Here is a 20,299-nt window from a genome sequence, read left to right on the forward strand (position 1 = left end):
GCGACTGCGGCCCGCCTCGCGGGTGGCCGGATTCGGGACACCGGACCTGGGTCGCCTGGCACCGGTGTTCACCCCGCGCCGGTCGATCACCCGGCAGATCATCCAGCGGGACGCGCCGGTGCGGCGGTTGGACTGGCTGCTGCTCGGCCCGGCGCTGGTGTTGTCGGGCGTGGGCTCGCTGCTGGTGTGGTCGGCGACCCGCAATCGGCGCGGACTCACCGGCGGTGATCCGCAGTTCTTCTTCAAGCGGCACCTGCTCAACCTGGCGATCGGGTTGGTGCTGGCCACGGTGGTGGCGATAATCGGTCACCGCCGGATCCGGGCGTTCTCCCCGATAGTGGCGATCGTGGCCGTGCTCGGGTTGTTCGCGGCGCTGAGCCCGCTGGGCAGCACGGTCAACGGGGCGCGGGCCTGGATCCAGATCGGCGCCGGCTTCTCGCTGCAACCCGCCGAGTTGGTCAAGCTCGGGATCATCCTGTGCATGGGGATGATCCTGTCCGAGCGGGTGGACACCGGGGACCTGGCCAGGCCGGGCGACAAGGCCGTGTTCTGGGCCCTGGTGGTGGCCGCGGTGCCGATGGCGGTGATTTTGCTGATGCCCGACATGGGGTCGGTCATGGTGATCGCGATGATCGTGCTGTGCGTGCTGCTCGCCTCCGGCGCGCGGGCGCGGTGGATGGTGCTGATGTTCGCGCTCGCGGGGGCCGGTGCGGTGGCGGTGGTGCGCTTCGGGCTGCTCAGCGAGTACCAGATCGACCGGTTCCGGGCCTTCGCCGATCCGAGCTTCGACCCGGGGGGCGTCGGCTACAACACGGTCATGGCGCGGCTGGCGATCGGCTCGGGCGGGCTCACCGGCCAGGGGTTGTTCCACGGCGAGCAGACCGGCGGCTCGTATGTACCCGAACAGCAGACCGACTTCGTCTTCTCGGTGGCCGGCGAGGAGCTGGGTTTCGTCGGCAGCGCGGTGATCATCGGGCTGTTCGCGCTGCTGCTGTGGCGCGGGATCCGGATCGCGCTGCACGCCGACGACCTGTTCGGCACGATCGTGGCGGCGGGTGTGGTCGGCTGGTTCGCGTTCCAGGCGTTCGAGAACATGGGGATGAACCTCGGCATCATGCCCGTGGCCGGGCTGCCGCTGCCGTTCGTCTCCTACGGTGGATCGTCGATGTTCGCCGTGTGGATGGGGATAGGACTGTTGCAGTCGGTGCACATGAGACACGCCGGCGCCTTCAAATACGCCTGATCGCACCGATCGCACCCCGTGCGGGCGGGCTCTCGCCGACATCTCGGTAGGGGGTCCGCCCGCGTCGCGTTAGGCTGGGAGGTCGATCACCCTTCCCGCCACGAGGTGGTCGATCCCCTCCCCGCACTCCCGGAAGGACCGCCATGCCCGTCGAGTCCCTGTTCCCGCGTCTGGAGCCGCTTCTGCCCCAGGTGCAGAAGCCCATCCAGTACGTCGGTGGCGAACTCAACTCGACCGTCAAGGACTGGGACGCGTGCGCGGTCCGCTGGGCCCTGATGTACCCCGACGCGTACGAGGTCGGGCTGCCCAACCAGGGCGTGATGATCCTGTACGAGGTCCTCAACGAGGTCGCCGACGTGCTCGCGGAGCGCACCTACGCGGTGTGGGGCGACCTGGAAAAGCTGATGCGCGAGCACCGGGTGCCGCAGTTCACCGTGGACGCACACCGGCCGGTGGGCGCGTTCGACGTGTTCGGACTCAGCTTCTCCACCGAGCTGGGCTATACGAACATGCTCAACGCGCTCGACCTCGCCGGGATCCCGATCGAGGCGAAGGACCGCACCGAGGACCACCCGATCGTGCTCGCCGGCGGGCACGCCGCGTTCAACCCCGAGCCGATCGCGGACTTCATCGACTGCGCGGTGGTGGGCGACGGCGAGCAGGCCGTGCTCCAGATCACCGACATCATCCGGGCCTGGAAGGCCGAGGGCCGTCCGGGCGGCCGGGACGAGCTGCTGTTCCGCCTCGCGGTCACGGGCAGTGTGTACGTGCCGCGCTTCTACGACGTGGACTACCTGGACGACGGTCGGATCCAGCGGGTCGCGCCGAACCGCTCGGGCGTGCCGTGGCGGGTGTCCAAGCACACGGTGATGGACCTGGACGAGTGGCCCTACCCCAAGCAGCCGCTGGTCCCGCTCGCCGAGACGGTGCACGAGCGCATGTCCGTGGAGATCTTCCGCGGCTGCACCCGGGGCTGCCGGTTCTGCCAGGCCGGCATGATCACCCGGCCGGTGCGCGAGCGCAGCATCGAGGGCATCGGCGCGATGGTGGACAAGGGCCTGAAGGCGACCGGCTTCGAGGAGGTCGGCCTGCTGTCGCTGTCCTCGGCGGACCATACCGAGATCGCCGAGGTGGCCAAGGGCCTGGCCGACCGGTACACCGACGACAAGATCGGCCTGTCGCTGCCGTCCACCCGGGTCGACGCGTTCAACATCGACCTGGCCAACGAGCTGACCCGCAACGGGCGCCGCTCGGGCCTGACGTTCGCCCCCGAGGGCGGCAGCGAACGGCTGCGCAAGGTGATCAACAAGATGGTGTCGGAGGAGGACCTGATCCGCACCGTCGCCACCGCCTACGGCAACGGCTGGCGCCAGGTCAAGCTCTACTTCATGGTCGGCCTGCCCACCGAGACCGACGAGGACGTGCTGCAGATCGCGGACATGGCCAAGAAGGTCATCCAGAAGGGCCGCGAGGTCTCGGGCAGCCGCGACATCCGCTGCACGGTGTCGATCGGCGGGTTCGTCCCCAAGCCGCACACCCCGTTCCAGTGGGCCCCGCAGCTGGACCCGGCGGCCACCGACGCGCGGCTGCACAAGCTGCGCGACGCGATCCGCGCGGACCGGCAGTACGGCAAGTCGATCGGCTTCCGCTACCACGACGGCAAGCCGGGCGCGATCGAGGGCCTGCTCTCGCGCGGCGACCGCCGCGTGGGCCGGATCATCCGCGCGGTGTGGGAGGACGGCGGCCGCTTCGACGGGTGGAGCGAACACTTCAGCTACGACCGCTGGGTGCGCTGCGCGGGCGAGGCGCTGGCCGACGAGCCGGTCGACCTGGACTGGTACACCACGCGCGAGCGCGAGTGGAACGAGGTGCTCCCGTGGGACCACCTGGACTCCGGTCTGGACAAGGACTGGCTCTGGGAGGACTGGCAGGACGCCCTCGACGAGACCGAGGTCGAGGACTGCCGCTGGAGCCCCTGCTTCGACTGCGGCGTCTGCCCCCAGATGGGCACGGAGATCCAAATCGGCCCGACGGGCCGGAAGCTGCTGCCGCTGTCGGTCGTCAAGTAGCCGGTCGCCGACCGGGGTTCGGGCTCGATCAGACCGAGAACGAGTTCACCCTGGTCGGCGTCACGCGCACCACCACGCGGGCGATCGTTTCGGGCTCCGGCGGCGGGGCCTCGCCGAGGTACTTGAGCGAGAGCGCGAGCGGGAGTTCCTTCGTGGGGTCCGGGACGATCTCGGCGGTGCCTCGCAACTCGACCGAGTGGTAGGGGTTTTCGAGGTCGAAGACGGTGACGCTGACGCGTGGGTCGCGGCGGAGGTTGCGGACCTTTGCGCGGCCCTCGGTCGCGGAGAACACGATGGTGTCGCCGTCGCGTTGGAACCAGACGACCGAGGCCTGCGGGCCGCCGTCGGCGTTGAGCGTCGAGACGGTGGCGAAGTTCTTGGCGTCGAGCAGCTTGAGGGTCGCGTCGTCGAGCGTGATGGACATCGAGTGCTCCCGGTTCCGTGGGGTTTGTGGTGTTCGCTTGGTGCACTTCTTGTTACGGGACACATCCTCCGTGACCATGGAGGCCGACGAAAGAAGGCACTTTCATGTCACAGCGGAACATCTGTGTAACGGAGCAGGCCGAGGTCACCCAGGCATGCCGCGTGCTGGACGTGCTCAACCGGGTGGCGGGCAAGTGGAGCATCAGCGTCCTGATGGAGGCGCGCAACGGCCCCGTACGCTTCACCGAGTTGGAACGCGCCATCCACGGCATCAGCCGCCGCATGCTCACGCTGACGCTCCGCAGCCTGGAACGCGACGGTCTGCTGATCCGCACGGTGTACCCGACGGTGCCGCCGAAGGTCGAGTACGAGGCGACCGTGATGGCGAGGGAGCTGTTCGAGTACCTGTCCGGCCTCACCGCCTGGGCCGAACGCCACGAGCCGGCGGTCACGGCGTCGCGGGAGGCGTACGACCGCGCGGCGGGGTGAGCGCGGGGCGGGCACGGGGGAGTCACTTGGATTCGATACGTCCCATGGGTGTGCCGTTCTTTGCTTCCGCCCAGTCGGCGTCGTCGATGCCGAGGGCGTGGCGGAGGTAGGCCAGGGTGACCCGTTGGATCAGGGCCACACGCTCGGGGTTTTCGTCCGTGGTCTCCCGGGCCTCGTAGCCGGCGATCCCGCCGAGGGAGTGCTCCGCCTCGAAGAGGGTGAGCAGGCTCTTGGGCCCGGGGCTGAGGTGGTACGGGTCGGCGAGCCACTCCGGCCCTCGGACGGACAGCGGCGACTCGTCGTGGTCCCCGGCGACGACGAGGGCCGGCGCGGTCATGTGCGCGAAGTCCGGCCCCTTGAGCCACGGGAGGTTCTCGGCCGCGAAGGGCGTCAGGTCGTCGCCGCCCCGGCCGGCGGTGGCGAGCAGTACGCCGGCCTTGATCCGCGAGTCGGCCAAGTCCTCGGCGTTGCCGGTCACCGGGTCGAGGACGCGCAGCCCCAGCAGAATGCCCGCCGTCTGCCCGCCGAAGGAGTGCCCGGCGGCGGCGATGCGGCTTCGATCGAGGCGCCCGGCAAGCCCGGGAACGGCCGCCTCCAACAGATCGAGCCGGTCGAGGACGAGCCGCATGTCCCCGACCCGGGTGCGCCAGAGTTGCGGCCTGCGGGAGGCGTCCGGGGGGAGGCCGACGGTCCTGGAGTCGAGGTGGGTGGGCTGGATCACCACGAAGCCGTGCGCGGCCCAGAAGTCGACGAGCGGCCCATAGCAGAGCGACGACGACCCGAAGCCGTGCGAGAAGACAACGATCGGCAACCCACTCCCACCAACCGGCGCGGAAACCCGCACCCGCAGATCCACACCCCGATCCGGCGCCGCCAGGACGACGGGCTGTACCGAGACGACGGGGATGGCCACGTCCGAGACGAGCATGAGCGAACTTCCTTCGCGGAGCGGACAAGCAGTCGCGAGCTACGCTAAAACCTGACGCCCACGTCAGAGGCAAGCAGTGGAGAGGCGTAATGCGCATCGGCGAGCTGGCCACCAGCACAGGCGTCAGCGTCCGAGCGCTGCGCTACTACGAGGAACAAGACCTGCTCGCCGCGGAACGCACCCCCAGCGGCCAACGCCAATACCCGGACAGCGCGATAGACCGCGTCCTACTCATCCAACAGCTCTACGCCGCCGGCATCCCCAGCAAGTCGATCGCAGCCCTGTTGCCCTGCGTCATAAACGGCGTGGCCACCCCGGAACTCCTGACCCGCCTGGCAGCAGAACGCGATCACATCGACACCCGAATCGCCGCCCTGGTGACCGCCCGAACCAGACTCGACGCCGTCATAACCGCCGCCAACACAAACCTACAAACAGGCCAACCCTGCCAACGCCCCTGACCGACAAGCCGGTTCCGGCCGGCACTGTGCCCTTGGTCGCGGGTGGCCGGTGCGGGGCCGGTCAGAGTCGGTGATGGGCGGCCGCCGCCGGCGTGCGGGGCTCCGAGATTCGGGCCTACCGACGAGGCGGGTGCGTTGCTCGGCGAAACCCGGCCGGCAGCGAGGGAGCGGGTGGGGGTTCGGGTCGAGTCCTCCGGGGAGCCTTCCCGAGTGGGTCGGGTGGCTTCGGAGTGCAGCGGGCAGTGGGCATGGGAGTGGCCGAGCTTCACGAAACCGGATCTCGTGGGGTGCCACAGCGCCGGACCGAGAGAAAACCGCAGGTCAGCGCTGGCGGATGGCATTGCGGGTGCCTCGGGATCCCGTTCGGCCCCCCTTGGACGCCTGTGTGAGGTCGGAGAGCGCGAAACCGGTCTCGACTCGGCACTTTCGGTCCTCACGCCGGCATCGAGGAGTCCGGAGCAACACGAAACCGGCACTCGACACCCGACTTTCCGCCTCGACCCCAAAACCGCAGGTCATCGATACCCCAGGGCCCCAGAGCACCCGTCGCGATCCGGTTGCGGCCCCAAGCACCCCGAAAACGTCCCCCAAATCACCGACCCATTCGGGAAGGCTCACCGGGAACTCGACCCGAGCCCCCTCCTCCCCGCCGCTGCCGGCCGGGTTTCGCCGAGCAACGCACCCGCCTCGTCGGTAGGCCCGAGTCTCGGAGCCCCGCACGCCGGCGGCGGCCCACCACCGACTCTGACCGGCCCCGCACCGGCACCTCGCAACCAAAGCGCGACTCTCGCCGGGAATGCCCCGGCCGGCGTCCTTGACGCCTTCCGGGGGACTCTGGCCACCATCTCCGATATCCGTGAGCGAGGGCTGAGGGCGTGTCTTCGTCAAGCGCTCTCCAACAGGTCCTGCAGAAGTTGCTGCGAACGCGAAGGGGAGAGAGCTTCGGCCCGCAACAGATCGTATCGATGCTCTACTTCCGTGACCGCTTCGCCCTTGGTGACGATTTGACCCTTTGACATGCTCGCGACGTAGGCGCGCTCGCCGCGGCCCGGAATCGTGAGAACAACGAATGCGCCATCCATACAAGGGTGCAAGCCGCAGTCCATCGGCACCACTTCGAGCACCACGTTGGGAAGTTCGCTCAGTTCCAGCAGATGCACGAGTTGCGGCCTGGCTACGGATACGTCAAGTTGCGCATGCGCGAGGACGGGCGTGCCGAAGGGCGGTTCGTCGACTCCGTTGTGTCCTTTATGCCCTCACGTGAGAGTTCGTCGCCAGAGATCGGGCCCATGATGCGGGCGGCGATCGCCGGCAGGGCGGCGACGACCGGACGCGCCACTCGGGTTGCTGCTGAAGTGCTTGATGACCCGGCTTTCCTGTGGGCGGCGCAGCTTGCCCTCCCGGGCACGATTCGTCTTCGCTACTCGGCCACGCGTGAGGTGGCGGGGCGCTGGTTTCTCCACCCGGATGGGTCGTGGGCGGTCGTGGAGAGTGACGTCGCAGGCGGGGGCAGGTTGTACGAGGGCGGAACTCGGCCGTTGGGGAGCAACCTCGAAGCGGTGATGGCTTCTTGGTTGTCGAATGGCCGACCGGGCTTGAGGCGGTATGGGCTTACTGTCACGCCGCAGGCCAATGTGGTGTGGCTGGATGACCCCGGTGGCCACTCTTGGACTCTCTGACGCAGCGGGAAGGCCCCGGCCGGGCGTGAGCCGGGGCTCACCCGTGCCAGGACCGCCACAGGGCCGCGTAGGCTCCGTCGGCCGCGATCAGTTCGCGGTGGCTGCCCAGCTCCGTGATGCGGCCGTCCTCGACCACCGCGACGCGGTCCGCGTCGTGCGCCGTGTACAGGCGGTGTGCGATCGCGATCACCGTCCGGCCCTCGATCACCGCGCCCAACGAACGCTCCAGGTGCCGGGCTGCCCGAGGGTCGATCAGCGAGGTCGCCTCGTCCAGGACCAGCGTGTGCGGGTCGGCCAGCACCAACCGGGCCAGTGCCAGCTGTTGTGCCTGCGGAGCCGACAACTCGTGGCCCTTGGGCCCGACTTCGGTGTTCATCCCGTCGGGCAGCGCGGCCACCCAGTCCGCGTCGACCGCCCGCAGCGCCGCCAACACCGCGTCGTCGTCGGCGTCCTCGCGTGCCAGCAGCAGGTTGTCCCGCAACGTGCCCCGGAACACGTGGTGTTCCTGGGTCACCAGCGCGACCCGGCCGCGCAGTTCGTCGAGCGGCAGGCCGACCAGCGGCACCCCGCCGACCTCCACCTTCCCTGACGTCGGCCCGTTGACCCCGGCCAACAGCCGCCCCAGCGTGGACTTCCCGGCCCCGCTCGGCCCCACCATCGCGATCCGCTCGCCCGGTCGCACCGTCAGGTCGATCCCGTGCAGCACCTCGCGCCCCGAGTCGTACGCGAACCGCACATCGCGCACGGTCAGGGTCTCGTCCACCGGCTTGGCGTCGGTGGGTACGCGGTCGGACGGCACGTCGGCCACACCCAGCAGTCGGGCCAGCGAGGCCGCCGAGATCTGTACCTCGTCCAGCCAGTTGAGCAGTTCGTCCATCGGCCCGATGATCAACTGCACGTACAACACCGCGGTCGCCACCTCGCCGAGCGTGGCCCAGCCGTGCAGATACGCCCAGCCGCCGAAGGCGGTGGTCGCCACCACCGGCAACATGTAGCCGAAGTCGACCGTCGGGTACCAGATGGTGCGCAGCCACAACGTGTACCGCTCGGCCGCGTACGCCTTGCCGACGTCGTCCTCACCGCGCCGCCGCCGCCGATCGGCCAGCCGCAGCGCCTCGACCGTACGCGCGCCCTCCACCGTCTCCGCGAGCGAGTCGGTCACCTGCGCCCAGGCGGCGTTCTCGCGCAGATAGCCCGCCGGCGCCCGACGCAGGTACCACCAGGTGACCGGGATCAGCAGCGGCACGGTGATCAGCAGCGGCAGCGCCAGCAGCGGATTGAGCACCAGCAGCCCGGTGAAGGTCAGCACGATCGTCACGGCCGCGACCAGCACCGAGGGCACCGCACGACGGGCCGAGCGGGACATCGCCGCCACGTCGCGATTCGCCCGGCCGAGCAGGTCGCCGGAGCCGGCCCGCTCGACGGTGGACAGCGGCAGGTCCAGGATGCGCTCCACGAACTCCTCGCGAACCTGCGCGAGCAGGCCCTCGCCGAGCCGAGCCGCGGCCACCGCCGCCTGACGCACGATCAGCGCCTGGAGCAGCAGCGCGCCGGCGATACCCAGGCCGAGCAGGTCGATCGTCCGGGTCGGGGCATCGTCGCGGACCTTCTCGATCAGCACGCCGAGCAGCCGCGGTGCGACCAGTCCGGCCACCGCGGCGAGCGCGTAGAACAGCACGGTCAGGATCAGGTCGCGCCGCCGCTCGCGCAGCAGCCGCACGGCGTGCCGGCCGACCTCGGCGGCCGGGGCCACCGGCAACAGGCGGCGCGTGCTCACGCGTCCACCTCCTCATCGTCGTCGACACGGGTGACCAACGCCGCGTATCCCGGTTCGTTCGCGAGCAGTTCGCGGTGCGGTCCGACCGCCATGACCTTGCCGTCCTCGACGTAGGCGACCTCGTCCATGGTGTCGAGGACGAGCGGGCTGGTGGTGGCGACCACCGTGGTGCGCCCGCGCCGGTGCGCGGCGAGCCGGGCGGCGATCCGGGCCTCGGTGTGCGCGTCCACCGCGCTGGTCGGCTCGATCAGCACCAGCGTCTGCGGGTCGGCGACCAACGCCCGCACCAGGCGCAGGCGTTGTACCTGACCACCGGAGAACTCCCGGCCGCGCGCCGCGATCTCCGTGTCCAGGCCCTCGTCCAGCGCGTCGACCACGTCCGCGGCGCAGGCCACCTCCACCGCCTCGGCGAGGCCGACGCCGCCCCCGCCACCGCTGCCGGGCGTCAGTTCGCGGCGCAGCGGCCCGGAGAACAGCCCGGCGTCGTGGTGCGCGATCAGAATCCGCTCGCGCACGTCGGCCACCGCGAGGTCGGCCAGCGGCACGTCGTGGTAGAAGACGTCGGCGTCCTCGTAGCGGCCGAGCCGGTCGGCCAGCGCGGGCGCGTCCTGCGGGTCCTCGCAGGCGATGCCGAGTTGCACGCCGGGCCGAACCACCAGGCCGGAGCGCCGGTCCACCAGGTCGCCGGGTGCCGGCCAGGCGAGCGGGTCGGGGCGGTCCTCGACGCCCGGCGCGAGGCCGAGCACCCGCACCACGCGTCGCGACGCGACGTGGCCGCGGACGACGCGGTCGGCGAACTCGGTGAGGGTGGAGAGCGGGACGGTCAGGAACGCCGCATAGCCGTAGAACGACACCATCTGACCGACCGTCAGGCGCCCGTCCAGGGCGAACCGGGCGGCCAGCCAGGTACCGAACGCGACGAAGAAGCCGGGCACCAGGAACTGCGCCGCCTCCAACATCGATTCGATCCTGGCGGTGCGTACGCCCGCCACCCGCAACTCCTGCGATTCGCGCCGGTAGCGGGCCCCGAAGCTGCGCTCACCGCCGATGCCGCGCAGCACGCGCAGCCCGGACGCGATGTCGACGGCCCGATCGGCCAGCCCGGACTGCAGTTCGCGGTAGGCGTTCTGACGCCGGTGCAGCGGTCGCAGCAGCAGCGAGACCACGCCCATCAGCAACGGCACGCCGATCAGCACGAGCAGCCCGAGCGGCACCGACATGTTCAACAGCACGACGGCGACCACGGCGAGCGTGACCACCGAGGCACAGCCGCGCGCGGTGATGTCCAGCGTCGAGCCGATCGCGTCCACGTCGGAGGTACCGATGCCGACCACCTCGCCGGAGGCGATCCGGCGTTGCAGCACGGCGCCGAGCCGGGCGGCCTGCCGGGTGACGAGTTGGATGGTACGAAAGGCCGAGTCGAGGAAGTTGCCGACCGCGTTGCGGTGGCGCATGACGCCCGTGAAGCCGATCAGCACGGCGAGCCCGAGCAGTACGCCGCACCAGGTGTACAGCCGACCCTCGTCCCGCGCCTCGATGGCGTCGATCGCCCGGCCGACGGCGGCGGGCATGAGGGCCTGGGCCACCATCCACACCGACGCCCAGACGATGCCCATGACAATCGTCCGCCGGGTGCGCGCGGCGAGCCAGAGCAGGTAGCGGCCCGCCGACCGGATATCGGGATCGCCGGGGTCGGCGACGGGAAACGTTCGCATTGTCCATCGACGCTAACCCGCGACCCGGGTCACGTTCCACGCATTATTCCCGGCCCCGGCCCGGCGTGAAGCTGCCTGGAAGCCGCAAAACGCAACGGGGCACCGAGCGCGGTGGGCGCGGTGGGCACCGCCCCGACACGTAAGGGACCGCAAGCCGCGCGGCCGGAAGGCCACGCACGGCAGCCCGCAAGCAGCGCCACCCAGTCCTTCCGCACACACTCGGCGATCCGCCGCCGGCGTGCGTGACTCCGAGACTCCGGTTTCTGGCGAGGCAGGCGTGATGCTCGGCCAAAACCGGCCGGCAACGGCGGGCGGTAGGGACTCGGCGGAACCCAGCCCGGCCCCCTCTCTGCCGCCCGCCGTTGGTCGCCTTTCCCCCGACCGGGGCGCCCGTCCCGACGAAAGCCCACACCCCGAAGCCCCACACCACCACCGACCCGGACCGGCGTTCTGTAGCAGGCCGAGGCGCGACTTCCTCCGCCCTGCGGTGGCCTCAAGCGCACTCGGGCCGGTACGGGCGGCAGTCGGTCTCGGGCGTCACCCGGGGCGGCTTTGCTCGGCTGTGGCCGGCGTTGGAAGCAGGTGCGCTATTCCGCAGCCAACTTCGCGTGTTGGTCTCGGAGTTGGCGTTTGAGGATTTTGCCGCTGGGGTTTTTCGGGAGGGATTCGGCGATCACCACATACTTGGGGACCTTGAAGCCGGCCAGGCGGGCTTTGCAGTGTTCGATCACCTCCTCCTCTGTGATCCGCTCGCCCGGGCGGGGGACGACCACCGCCGTGACCGCCTCGATCCAGTACGGGTGGGGGACGCCGAATACCGCCGCCTCGGCCACCGCCGGGTGGGCGTGGATGGCTTCCTCCACCTCTCGGCCGGCCACGTTTTCGCCGCCGGTCTTGACCATGTCCTTTTTGCGGTCGACCACGGTGAGGTAGCCCTCCGCGTCCAGTACGCCGAGGTCGCCGCTGTGGAACCAGCCGTTGCGGAAGGCCTCGGCGGTGCGGTCCGGGTCGTTCCAGTAGCCGAGCATCGTGTGTGGGCCGCGGTGCACGATCTCGCCCACCTCGCCGGGCGGCACCGGGCGATCCTCGTCGTCGACCACGGCGGTTTGCACGTTGAGCCCCGCGCGTCCCGCCGAACCCGCCTTCCGCTCCTGGTCGTCCGGGCCCAGGATGGTGGCCACCGGCGACATCTCGGTCTGGCCGTAGAAGTTGTACAGCCGCAACCGCGGCAACCGGCGCCGCAGTTCGCCCAGCACCTCGACCGGCATCGCCGCCGCGCCGTAGTAGCCCTTGCGCAGCCCGGACAGGTCCCGGGTGTCGAAGTCGGGGTGGCGAAGCAGCGCGATCCACACCGTCGGAGGGCAGAACAGCTTGGTCACCCGCTCGCGTTCGATGGTGGCGAGCAGCGTGGCCGGGTCCGGCGCGGGCAGGATGATCGACGTCGCGCCGAGGTAGACGTCCGGGGTGAGGAAGCAGTGCAACTGCGCGCAGTGGTAGAGCGGCAGGGCGTGGATCTCCACGTCGTCGGCGGCCATCCCGCCGTCGATGATCGCGGTCGCGTACTGGGCGATCAGATTGCGGCTGGTCATCACCGCGCCCTTGGGGCGGGACTCGGTGCCCGAGGTGTACATGATCTGTACCGGGTCGTCGTCGAGGAGCGGCACATCCGGCACCGGGCCGCCCTCGGCGATCAGCTCGGCGAACGGCTCCCACCCCGGAGCCGCCGGGCCGAGCACCACGCGCAGCGCCTCGCGGCCGGCCAGGGCGGCGTCGGCGGTGGCGGTCAGCTCGGGCCCGGCCAGCACGGCGATCGCGCCCGCGTGCTCCAGGACGTAGCCGACCTCGGGCGCGGTGAGCATGAAGTTCACCGGGACCGAGATCGCCCCGAGCCGGGCCAGCGCGAAGTAGGCCACCACGAAGCCGTGCGAGTTGCGGGCGAGCAGCACCACCCGGTCACCCTTGCCGATGCCGCGCGCGGCCAGTGCCCCGGCGGCGCGCGAGACCGTGTCGTCGAGCTCGGCGAAGGTCTGCCGCAGCTCGCCGTCCACCACGGCGAGCCGGTCCGGCAGCCGGGCGGCGGTACGCGTGAGCAGGTCGGCGATGCCGTGCCGGCGGGCCTGGACAGCGGTCACGGATGGCTCCTCGCCTCGGTGAAGGGTGGCGGCGTCATTGTGTCCGGCCCGTCCGCCGGGCGGAAGCGTCTCGCCTCCTGAAATCGTCGTGTTGATCACCGACCCGGCTAGGTAGGCTTGCGGGCATGACCAGCAGCGCAGCGTCCGCAGTCCTCGACACCGCCCGTCGCGCCCGGGAGGCCGCCGCCGTCCTCGCGCCACTGACCCGGCGGGTCAAGGACGACGCGCTGCTCGCGCTCGCCGACGCGCTCGTGGCCCGCTCGGCGGAGATCGTCGCGGCCAACGCGGAGGATGTGGAGCGGGCCCGGGCCAACGGCACCGGCGAGGCGATGATCGACCGGCTCACCCTGACCGACGAGCGCATCGCCGCCATCGCCTCCGACGTGCGCGACGTGGTCGGCCTGCCCGACCCGGTCGGCGAGGTGCTGCGCGGCTCGACCCTGCCCAACGGCCTGGAACTGCGCCAGGTGCGGGTGCCGCTCGGCGTGGTCGGGATCATCTACGAGGCCCGCCCCAACGTCACCGTCGACGGCGCCGCGCTGTGCCTGAAGTCGGGCAACGCGGTGCTGCTGCGCGGCTCCTCGTCCGCCTACCGCTCGAACACCGCCATCGTCGCGGTGATGCGCGACGCGGTCGTCGCGGCCGGCCTGCCCGCCGACGCGATCCAGTTGGTGCCGGGCGAGACGCACGACTCGGTGAAGGAGCTGATGACCGCGCGCGGCCTGGTCGACGTCCTGATCCCGCGCGGCGGGGCGAGCCTGATCCGCACCGTGGTCGAGGGCTCGACCGTGCCGGTGATCGAGACCGGCGTGGGCAACTGCCACGTCTACGTCGACACGCAGACCGACCTGGGGATGGCGGTGAACATCCTGGTCAACTCCAAGGCGCACCGGGTCAGCGTGTGCAACTCGGCGGAGACGCTGCTGGTGCACCGCGACGTGGCCGACGCCTTCGTACCGCTCGCGCTCGCGGCCCTGAAGGACGCGGGCGTGACCGTGCACGGCGACGCCGCCGTACAGGCCTACTCGGCCGACGTGGTGCCCGCCACCGACGCCGACTGGGACACCGAATACCTGTCCTACGACATCGCCGCCGCCGTGGTGCCCTCGCTGCACGACGCGGTCGCGCACATCCGCCGGCACTCCTCCGGCCACACGGAGGCGATCGTCACCACCTCGCAGGCCGCGGCCCGCGAGTTCGTGGCCCTGGTCGACTCCACCGCCGTGATGGTCAACGCCTCGACCCGGTTCACCGACGGCGGCCAGTTCGGCTTCGGCGCCGAGATCGGCATCTCCACGCAGAAGCTGCACGCGCGCGGCCCGATGGGGCTGCCCGAGCTGACCAGCACGAAGTACGTGGTCACCGGCGACGGCCACGTGCGCTCCTGATCGCCTGCGCGACCACCCGGCCGGGGTCGGCGCGCCGAGCCGGAGTCCGGAGCGGCACGGCGAAGGGCCCCGGACCGGTGCGCTGAATCGGTATCCATCGGAGTGCCCGCGGTAATACTGTCTAGGAGTGCCCGATTCACCAGGGCCAGAGTTCCCGGACGGCCCAGACTTTCCCGAGTTCTCGGAGGACGAGCTCTCCTCCGTCGTCTTCGACGAGTCGTTCGTGCGCGCGGCCCGCGTACACGAACCCTCGGCGAACGAGCGTGGCGCGGCGATCGACGCTGCGCCCACACCCACCGCCGCCGCGCCCGAGCGGACCGACCGGACGACCGAACAGGCCGACCGCTCCGACTGGTTCGACGACGGGACGTATCCACCCGACGGCGAGGACCCGTGGCGGGCCCGGACCGTACCCGGACCCGACACCGAGCCGATGTTGCCGCACGTGCCGGCCTGGTTCGCGGGCGAGCCGTGGGCCAAGGCCGCGCGCACCACACGCTGGCGGCGCGGAGTGGCCTGGGCGCTGGCCCTGCTGATGGGCGTCGGCGTGGTGGCGATGGCGGTCACCGCCGTCTACCGCAGCGGATCCTCGCAGGGGCCGACCGCGCCCCGGCAACCGTCGGTGGGCACCGGTCGCAGCGCGACGACCGACAACAACCCCGTGCCGGCGCCGCCCGGCCAGGACACCTCCCAGGTGCGGATCACCGTCGCGCCGGGGGATTCGGGCACGGCCGGCGATACGACGGCACCGTCGCAGGCGGCGGTGGCCCGTTCGGGGCCGGGCTGAGAAGGGCCGGGCCGAGAAGGGCCGGGCCCGTGCGGAGCCGAAGACCCGGCCCCCGGAGGCACGGCCCGCTCGCGACCTCGCCGCAGACCCCGACGCAACCCCGCGCCCGGGCGCATATCCACCCGCTCACGCGCGACTTAAGCTGATGGTATGTCCGGACGGGGAGTGCCCCCCGAAGGCCCGAACAGGGGTGGGCCCGACGGCGAGGACGAGTTCAGCGCCGTCGTATTCGACGCGACCTTCGTCCGTGCGGCGGACCTGCACGAGCCCTCCGCGCGGGAGCGGCTGCACGCCGGCAAACGACCGCACCGGCAGCGCCGGGTGCTCGGTGTCCGGCTGCGCACGCTGCGCGGTGTGGCGGGCGTGCTGGTCGTACTACTGGTGATCGGTGGCGCGACCTTCCTCGGCGCCCGGCGGGCCGGCACCGCCGGATCGCACCCGGAGGTCGGCCCCGCCGTCCTGCAACGGGTCTCGCTGACCCCGCCCGTGGACTACGCGACGGGTCCGCTGCCCGCCGATCCGATGGCCGGCGGACCGGCCGCGGGCTGGGCCCAGGGCGCCGCCGGGATCGTCATCGGCGAACGCCGCGACTCGGCCCACTACTCCGCCGGCCAGGTGGGCCAAGCCCTCGACCTGGTACGCGAGTTCGTGGTCGGCAGCCAACTCGACCCGACCGTCCTGGGGGGCGGCCGGCCGTGGGCGGCGCTGCCCCTGCTGCGCCGCGAACAGCGCGACCAACTCGGCGCGGCCCTGGTCGCCCCCCGCGACGACGACGTGTCGGCGCCCACCGGCTGGATCACCCGCTTCGACCCGGCGGCGATCCGGGTCCTGGACGCGGCACCCCGCGCGGCGGGCACGATCACGGCCGCCGAACACGCGCAGCGCGACCTCGTGGTCACCGCCGACGTGGTGTTCGTCTACGCCGTCGCCCAGTTCGGCGGCCCGGGCTGGACCCGCTTCGTGGTGCACCGCGTCTGGGACTTCCACACCGACGCGCCGATGCTGCACGACGGCCTCCTCCAGGTCCGCCGCATCCTGACCGTGGCCGGCCCCCAGACCTGCACCCCGGACAACGCCACCTGGTTCCACCCCGTCTTCACCGGCCCCACCCCGGCCGACGCCCCACCAGGGCCCGAGCAGATCGACCCCTTCCACCCCACCCCACCCACCACCTGCACCCGCATGGCAACGACCCCGTAGCCGCGTCGGAACGCGTCGAGCGCTCGCCGTACCGCCCTCAGAACGGCTGGACGCGGCCCGGTTGGACCGGGAGGGGCGCCGGGGCGCCGGCGCGTTTTTGATAGGTGGGGCGGTCGACGACCTCCAGGCCGATCAGCTCCCACGGGGGCAGGTCCGCGCTCCGGCGGTGTTCGCCCCAAAGGCGCAGCGCGATCGCGGCGGCGTCGTGGAGGTTGGGGGCCTCCTCCCAGTAGCGCACCTCGGCGTGGTCGGCGGCGTAGCGGCCGGCGAGCAGGAACGGGTGCTCGTGGGCGAGGCGTTCCAGCGCTCGCCGCACGTCCTCGGGGTCGCCCGGCGGACCGGCCAGGGTCAGCGTGATGTGCCACATTCGGCCCGCGCCGTCGGGTTCGGTCCGCGCCGGCGTCGTCGGCTGTCCCCAGGGGCGATCCCCACGCTCCGGCACGGCCGGCCTCCCGTCGGCGAGCTGCTGATCTTCCGTGGTCGTCGCTCAGCGGCGCAGCAGCACCAGGTCGTCGCGGTGGACGACCTCGCGCTCGTAGGCCGGACCCAGCTCCCGGGCCAATTCCCGGGTGGATCGCCCGAGCAGGCCCGGCAGTTCCTTCGCATCAAAGTTGACCAGTCCGCGGGCCACGATGTGACCGTTTTCGTCAACCAGGTCCACCGGATCGCCGGCGACGAAACCGCCCTGGACGCCGGTGATTCCGGCCGGCAGCAGCGAACTGCGCCGCTCCACCACGGCCCGCACGGCGCCGGGATCGAGCGCGAGCCGACCGCGCGCGGTGCTCGCGTGGGCCAACCACAGGAGCCGGTCGGCGGTGCGAACTCCGGTGCGGTGGAACAGAGTTCCGGTGTCCTTGCCGGCCAGTGCGTCGGACGCGAAGCGGGTCGCGGTGAGCACCACGGGAATGCCCGCCGAGGTGGCGATGCCCGCCGCCTCGACCTTGGTGACCATCCCGCCGGTGCCGACCCCGGACTTGCCGGCCTTGCCGATCTCGATGCCTTCGAGATCGGCCGGACCGGTCACGAACGGAACCCGCGACGACGTCGGCTTCGCCGGATCGCCGTCGTACAGCCCGTCCACGTCGGACAGCAGGACCAGCAGATCGGCGTGCACGACGTGCGCGACCAGGGCCGCCAGCCGGTCGTTGTCGCCGAAGCGGATCTCCTCCGTGGCCACCGTGTCGTTCTCGTTGACCACCGGCACCGCGCCCATCGCCAGCAGCTTGTCCAGCGTGTTGTAGGCGTTGCGGTAATGCGCGCGGCGGGTGACGTCGTCGACCGTGAGCAGCACCTGGCCCACCCGCAGGCCGTAGCGGGCGAACGAGGCGGTGTAGCGGGCCACGAGCAGCCCCTGACCCACGCTCGCGGCGGCCTGCTGGGTGGCGAGGTCGCGTGGTCGGCGGGCCAGGCCCAGCGGCGCGAGGCCGGCGGCGATCGCACCGGAGGAGACCAGGACGACCTCGACCCCCTCGGCCCGCTTGGCCGCTATCACGTCCACCAGGACGTCGACCCGATCCGGGTCCAGGCCACCCTGCGCGGTCGTCAACGAGGACGAACCGACCTTGACCACGATGCGGCGCGCGGAGGTCACGTCCTCGCGCGCCGCGCCGGCCCCACTGTGCACTTCAGGCCCCGCTTTCCGGTCGGGAGATTCGAGAGGGTCGCCAGTCCGCGGCGTCGGCGGAGATCCACCGGACCGCGAGGCGTCAGGAGTCGTCCGAGAACGGGTCGAACTCCTCGTACTGCGTCTCGATCGCCTCGCGCTCGCGGCGCCGGTCGACCGCCGGGCGGTGCGTCTGCAGGCGGTGGTCCTCGCCGCGTCGACCCAGCATCTCGGCGCCCGCCGCGACGGTCGGCTCCCAGTCGAAGACCACACCGGTGACGTCGTCGCCGATGACCACCTCGGCACCGGGGACGGCCCCCGCCGACCACAGGGCCTCCTCGACCCCGAGTCGGGCGAGCCGGTCGGCCAGGTAGCCCACCGCCTCGTCGTTGCTGAAGTCGGTCTGGCGCACCCACCGTTCGGGCTTGGCGCCGCGCACGATGAACGCCTCGTCGCGCCGGGTGACGGTGAAGCCGCTGTCGTCCACCGCGGTCGGGCGCAGCACGATGCGGGTGGCCTCCGGCGCGGGCGCCGCGTCGCGGGCGCCCTGTACCTGGGCGGCCATCGCGAAGGACAACTCGCGCAGCCCCGCGCGGCTGACCGCGGAGACCGGGAACACCTTCAGTCCGCGGGCCTCCAACTCGGCCGTGACCATCTCCGCCAGATCGCTGCCGTCGGGCACGTCCACCTTGTTCAGCGCGACCATCCGAGGCCGGTCCTCCAGGCCGCCGTAGGCGGCGAGTTCGGCCTCGATGGTGTCCAGGTCGGTGATCGGGTCGCGGCCGGGCTCCAGCGTCGCGCAGTCGAGGACGTGGACCAGCGCCTTGCAGCGCTCCACGTGCCGCAGGAACTCCAGGCCCAGGCCCTTGCCCTCGCTCGCGCCGGGGATCAGTCCGGGTACGTCGGCGACGGTGTAGACGATGTCGCCGGCGGTGACCACGCCCAGGTTCGGCACCAGGGTGGTGAACGGGTAGTCGGCGATCTTCGGCCGCGCCGCGCTGAGCGTGGCGATCAGCGACGACTTGCCGGCACTGGGGAAGCCCACCAGCGCGACGTCGGCGACGGTCTTCAACTCCAGGACGAAGTCGCCGGCCTCGCCGGGTTCGCCGAGCAGCGCGAAGCCGGGGGCCTTGCGGCGCGGGGAGGCCAGCGCGGCATTGCCGAGGCCGCCGCGACCGCCCTGGGCGATCACGTAGCTCGCGCCGTTGCCGACCAGGTCCTCGACGAATTCCTCGTCGCCGTTGGGAAGCAGCCGCTTGACCACGGTGCCGTCCGGCACGGGCAGGATCACGTCGCTGCCGTTGGGACCGGTGCGGTTGGCGCCGGCGCCGGGCTTGCCGTTGGTGGCCTTGCGGTGCGGGTGGTGGTGGTATTCGAGCAGCGTGGTGGTGTTGGCGTCGACGACCAGCGTGACGTCGCCGCCGCGACCGCCGTTGCCCCCGTCGGGGCCGCCGAGCGGCTTGAACTTCTCGCGGTGCACCGAGGCCACGCCGTGGCCCCCGTTACCCGCCGCGACGTGCAGCACGACGCGGTCGACGAAGGTCGTCACGTGGATTCCTCCTCGGCTCCCGAGCAGGGAGCGAACACTGTGGACAAACACCCGAGGGCGGACCGAATAGGGTCCGCCCTCGGGTGTCGAAGCGAATTGCCGCGGCGGAATTATTCCGCCGGGACGATGTTCACCACGCGGCGACCGCGCGCGGTGCCGAACTGCACGGCGCCGGCCGACAGCGCGAACAGCGTGTCGTCGCCGCCGCGACCGACGTTGGTGCCGGGGTGGAAGTGCGTACCGCGCTGGCGGACGATGATCTCGCCGGCGTTGACGACCTGGCCGCCGAAGCGCTTGACGCCGAGGCGCTGCGCGTTCGAGTCACGGCCGTTCCGGGTGGAAGATGCACCCTTCTTGTGTGCCATGTCGCTGCTCCCTACTTCCCGGAGTTGATGCCGGTGATCTTCAGCTGGGTGTGCTGCTGGCGGTGACCCATGCGCTTGCGGTAACCGGTCTTGTTCTTGTACTTCAGAATGTCGATCTTCTTGCCCTTGGTGTGGTCGACGACCTCGGCCGTCACCTTCACACCCGCGAGGACCCACGGGTCACTCGTCACGGCTTCACCGTCTACGACGAGAATGGCCTGGAGCTCAACTGCCGTGCCCGCCGCACCGCGAATGCGGTCGACCTGGACGACGTCACCGATGGCAACCTTGTGCTGCCTGCCACCGGCGCGAACGATCGCGTACACCGTGGATCTCTCTCTCTGCAGGGTCCGAGCCCCTGAAGCCAGCCACACCGAACAGATATCGGGGGCCTCCTCCGAAGCTTGCGATCCGGAGGGTGGTTGCTCAGGAGCCTGTGCCTAAGCACACCAAGGGCAAAGGTTACAGGATGCCCGGGGCCGAAGGCCAAA

The 20,299-nt window shown here is 71.2% G+C and carries 17 protein-coding genes and 1 pseudogene; 7 read left to right on the plus strand and 11 right to left on the minus strand.

Going from position 1 to position 20,299, the window contains the following annotated elements:
• Window positions 1–64: 64 nt before the first annotated feature.
• Both rodA and B4N89_RS20205 read left to right on the plus strand, forming a co-directional pair.
• Window positions 65–1,243 carry a rod shape-determining protein RodA gene (gene rodA / locus B4N89_RS20200; protein WP_235618957.1) on the plus strand — a complete coding sequence of 393 codons (1,179 nt, stop codon included), beginning with the start codon at window positions 65–67 and terminating at the stop codon, window positions 1,241–1,243.
• A gap of 143 nt (window positions 1,244–1,386) precedes the next feature.
• On the plus strand, window positions 1,387–3,312 hold the full coding sequence (locus B4N89_RS20205) for a TIGR03960 family B12-binding radical SAM protein (RefSeq protein WP_078977244.1): 1,926 nt from the start codon (window positions 1,387–1,389) through the stop codon (window positions 3,310–3,312).
• 28 nt (window positions 3,313–3,340) lie between these two features.
• On the opposite strand, the gene B4N89_RS20210 is transcribed toward B4N89_RS20205, so the two are convergent.
• Entirely contained in the window at window positions 3,341–3,736 is a 396-nt protein-coding gene (locus B4N89_RS20210) for a PPOX class F420-dependent oxidoreductase (RefSeq protein ID WP_078977245.1), read from the minus strand.
• 104 nt (window positions 3,737–3,840) lie between these two features.
• Between B4N89_RS20210 and B4N89_RS20215 the strand changes: the two genes are divergently transcribed.
• Window positions 3,841–4,224: a winged helix-turn-helix transcriptional regulator gene (locus B4N89_RS20215; protein WP_078977246.1), complete on the plus strand. Its 384-nt coding sequence runs from the start codon at window positions 3,841–3,843 to the stop codon at window positions 4,222–4,224.
• 22 nt (window positions 4,225–4,246) lie between these two features.
• Here B4N89_RS20215 and B4N89_RS20220 read toward each other — a convergent pair whose 3' ends face one another.
• Window positions 4,247–5,152, minus strand: a complete 906-nt coding sequence (locus B4N89_RS20220) for an alpha/beta hydrolase family protein (RefSeq protein WP_078977247.1) — start codon at window positions 5,150–5,152, stop codon at window positions 4,247–4,249.
• 89 nt (window positions 5,153–5,241) lie between these two features.
• Here B4N89_RS20220 and B4N89_RS20225 point away from each other — a divergent pair, with 89 nt between their 5' ends.
• The gene (locus B4N89_RS20225) at window positions 5,242–5,613 is read left to right on the plus strand and encodes a MerR family transcriptional regulator (RefSeq protein WP_078977248.1); all 372 of its coding nucleotides are present in this window, start codon (window positions 5,242–5,244) and stop codon (window positions 5,611–5,613) included.
• Window positions 5,614–6,497: 884 nt separating this feature from the next.
• Here the strand turns inward: B4N89_RS20225 and B4N89_RS20230 are convergent.
• From B4N89_RS20230 to B4N89_RS20250, 4 genes and pseudogenes are all read right to left on the minus strand, one after another.
• Window positions 6,498–6,809 (minus strand): annotated as a pseudogene (locus B4N89_RS20230) (Scr1 family TA system antitoxin-like transcriptional regulator); the annotation flags it as partial.
• A gap of 520 nt (window positions 6,810–7,329) precedes the next feature.
• Window positions 7,330–9,069, minus strand: coding sequence for an ABC transporter ATP-binding protein (locus B4N89_RS20240; RefSeq protein WP_078977251.1), 1,740 nt, complete (start codon window positions 9,067–9,069; stop codon window positions 7,330–7,332).
• The gene (locus B4N89_RS20245) at window positions 9,066–10,784 is read right to left on the minus strand and encodes an ABC transporter transmembrane domain-containing protein (RefSeq protein ID WP_078977252.1); all 1,719 of its coding nucleotides are present in this window, start codon (window positions 10,782–10,784) and stop codon (window positions 9,066–9,068) included. Before B4N89_RS20245 ends, B4N89_RS20240 begins: the two co-directional genes overlap by 4 nt.
• Before the next feature lie 587 nt (window positions 10,785–11,371).
• On the minus strand, window positions 11,372–12,916 hold the full coding sequence (locus B4N89_RS20250; protein WP_078977253.1) for a fatty acyl-CoA synthetase: 1,545 nt from the start codon (window positions 12,914–12,916) through the stop codon (window positions 11,372–11,374).
• 125 nt (window positions 12,917–13,041) lie between these two features.
• Between B4N89_RS20250 and B4N89_RS20255 the strand changes: the two genes are divergently transcribed.
• The 3 genes from B4N89_RS20255 to B4N89_RS20265 all read left to right on the plus strand — a co-directional run bounded on the left by B4N89_RS20255 (window position 13,042) and on the right by B4N89_RS20265 (window position 16,291).
• A complete protein-coding gene (locus B4N89_RS20255; protein WP_078977254.1) occupies window positions 13,042–14,304 on the plus strand; it encodes a glutamate-5-semialdehyde dehydrogenase in 1,263 nt (420 codons plus the stop codon).
• 127 nt (window positions 14,305–14,431) lie between these two features.
• Window positions 14,432–15,091: a hypothetical protein gene (locus tag B4N89_RS20260; RefSeq protein ID WP_078977255.1), complete on the plus strand. Its 660-nt coding sequence runs from the start codon at window positions 14,432–14,434 to the stop codon at window positions 15,089–15,091.
• A 150-nt stretch (window positions 15,092–15,241) separates the two neighbouring features.
• A complete protein-coding gene (locus B4N89_RS20265) occupies window positions 15,242–16,291 on the plus strand; it encodes a hypothetical protein (RefSeq protein ID WP_143658037.1) in 1,050 nt (349 codons plus the stop codon).
• Between the two features lie 37 nt (window positions 16,292–16,328).
• Here B4N89_RS20265 and B4N89_RS20270 read toward each other — a convergent pair whose 3' ends face one another.
• The 5 genes from B4N89_RS20270 to rplU all read right to left on the minus strand — a co-directional run bounded on the left by B4N89_RS20270 (window position 16,329) and on the right by rplU (window position 20,134).
• The gene (locus B4N89_RS20270) at window positions 16,329–16,733 is read right to left on the minus strand and encodes a hypothetical protein (protein ID WP_414646382.1); all 405 of its coding nucleotides are present in this window, start codon (window positions 16,731–16,733) and stop codon (window positions 16,329–16,331) included.
• Window positions 16,734–16,778: 45 nt separating this feature from the next.
• Entirely contained in the window at window positions 16,779–17,882 is a 1,104-nt protein-coding gene (proB, locus tag B4N89_RS20275) for a glutamate 5-kinase (RefSeq protein WP_078979488.1), read from the minus strand.
• Window positions 17,883–17,997: 115 nt separating this feature from the next.
• Entirely contained in the window at window positions 17,998–19,443 is a 1,446-nt protein-coding gene (gene obgE, locus B4N89_RS20280; protein WP_078977258.1) for a GTPase ObgE, read from the minus strand.
• A gap of 110 nt (window positions 19,444–19,553) precedes the next feature.
• Window positions 19,554–19,808: a 50S ribosomal protein L27 gene (gene rpmA, locus B4N89_RS20285; protein WP_020550744.1), complete on the minus strand. Its 255-nt coding sequence runs from the start codon at window positions 19,806–19,808 to the stop codon at window positions 19,554–19,556.
• Window positions 19,809–19,819: 11 nt separating this feature from the next.
• Window positions 19,820–20,134, minus strand: a complete 315-nt coding sequence (gene rplU, locus B4N89_RS20290) for a 50S ribosomal protein L21 (RefSeq protein WP_078977259.1) — start codon at window positions 20,132–20,134, stop codon at window positions 19,820–19,822.
• Window positions 20,135–20,299: the final 165 nt, after the last annotated feature.

The organism is Embleya scabrispora, from assembly GCF_002024165.1.
Lineage (GTDB): Bacteria > Actinomycetota > Actinomycetes > Streptomycetales > Streptomycetaceae > Embleya > Embleya scabrispora_A.

What these genes read in the sequence shown, in the direction of transcription:
- B4N89_RS20205 (WP_078977244.1), top strand. Translation starts at nt 1,387, where the DNA reads ATGCCCGTCGAGTCCCTGTTCCCGCGTCTGGAGCCGCTTCTGCCCCAG.
- B4N89_RS20215 (WP_078977246.1), top strand. Translation starts at nt 3,841, where the DNA reads ATGTCACAGCGGAACATCTGTGTAACGGAGCAGGCCGAGGTCACCCAG.
- B4N89_RS20245 (WP_078977252.1), bottom strand. Translation starts at nt 10,784, where the DNA reads ATGCGAACGTTTCCCGTCGCCGACCCCGGCGATCCCGATATCCGGTCG.
- B4N89_RS20210 (WP_078977245.1), bottom strand. Translation starts at nt 3,736, where the DNA reads ATGTCCATCACGCTCGACGACGCGACCCTCAAGCTGCTCGACGCCAAG.
- rpmA (WP_020550744.1), bottom strand. Translation starts at nt 19,808, where the DNA reads ATGGCACACAAGAAGGGTGCATCTTCCACCCGGAACGGCCGTGACTCG.
- B4N89_RS20225 (WP_078977248.1), top strand. Translation starts at nt 5,242, where the DNA reads ATGCGCATCGGCGAGCTGGCCACCAGCACAGGCGTCAGCGTCCGAGCG.
- B4N89_RS20265 (WP_143658037.1), top strand. Translation starts at nt 15,242, where the DNA reads ATGTCCGGACGGGGAGTGCCCCCCGAAGGCCCGAACAGGGGTGGGCCC.
- B4N89_RS20220 (WP_078977247.1), bottom strand. Translation starts at nt 5,152, where the DNA reads ATGCTCGTCTCGGACGTGGCCATCCCCGTCGTCTCGGTACAGCCCGTC.
- B4N89_RS20255 (WP_078977254.1), top strand. Translation starts at nt 13,042, where the DNA reads ATGACCAGCAGCGCAGCGTCCGCAGTCCTCGACACCGCCCGTCGCGCC.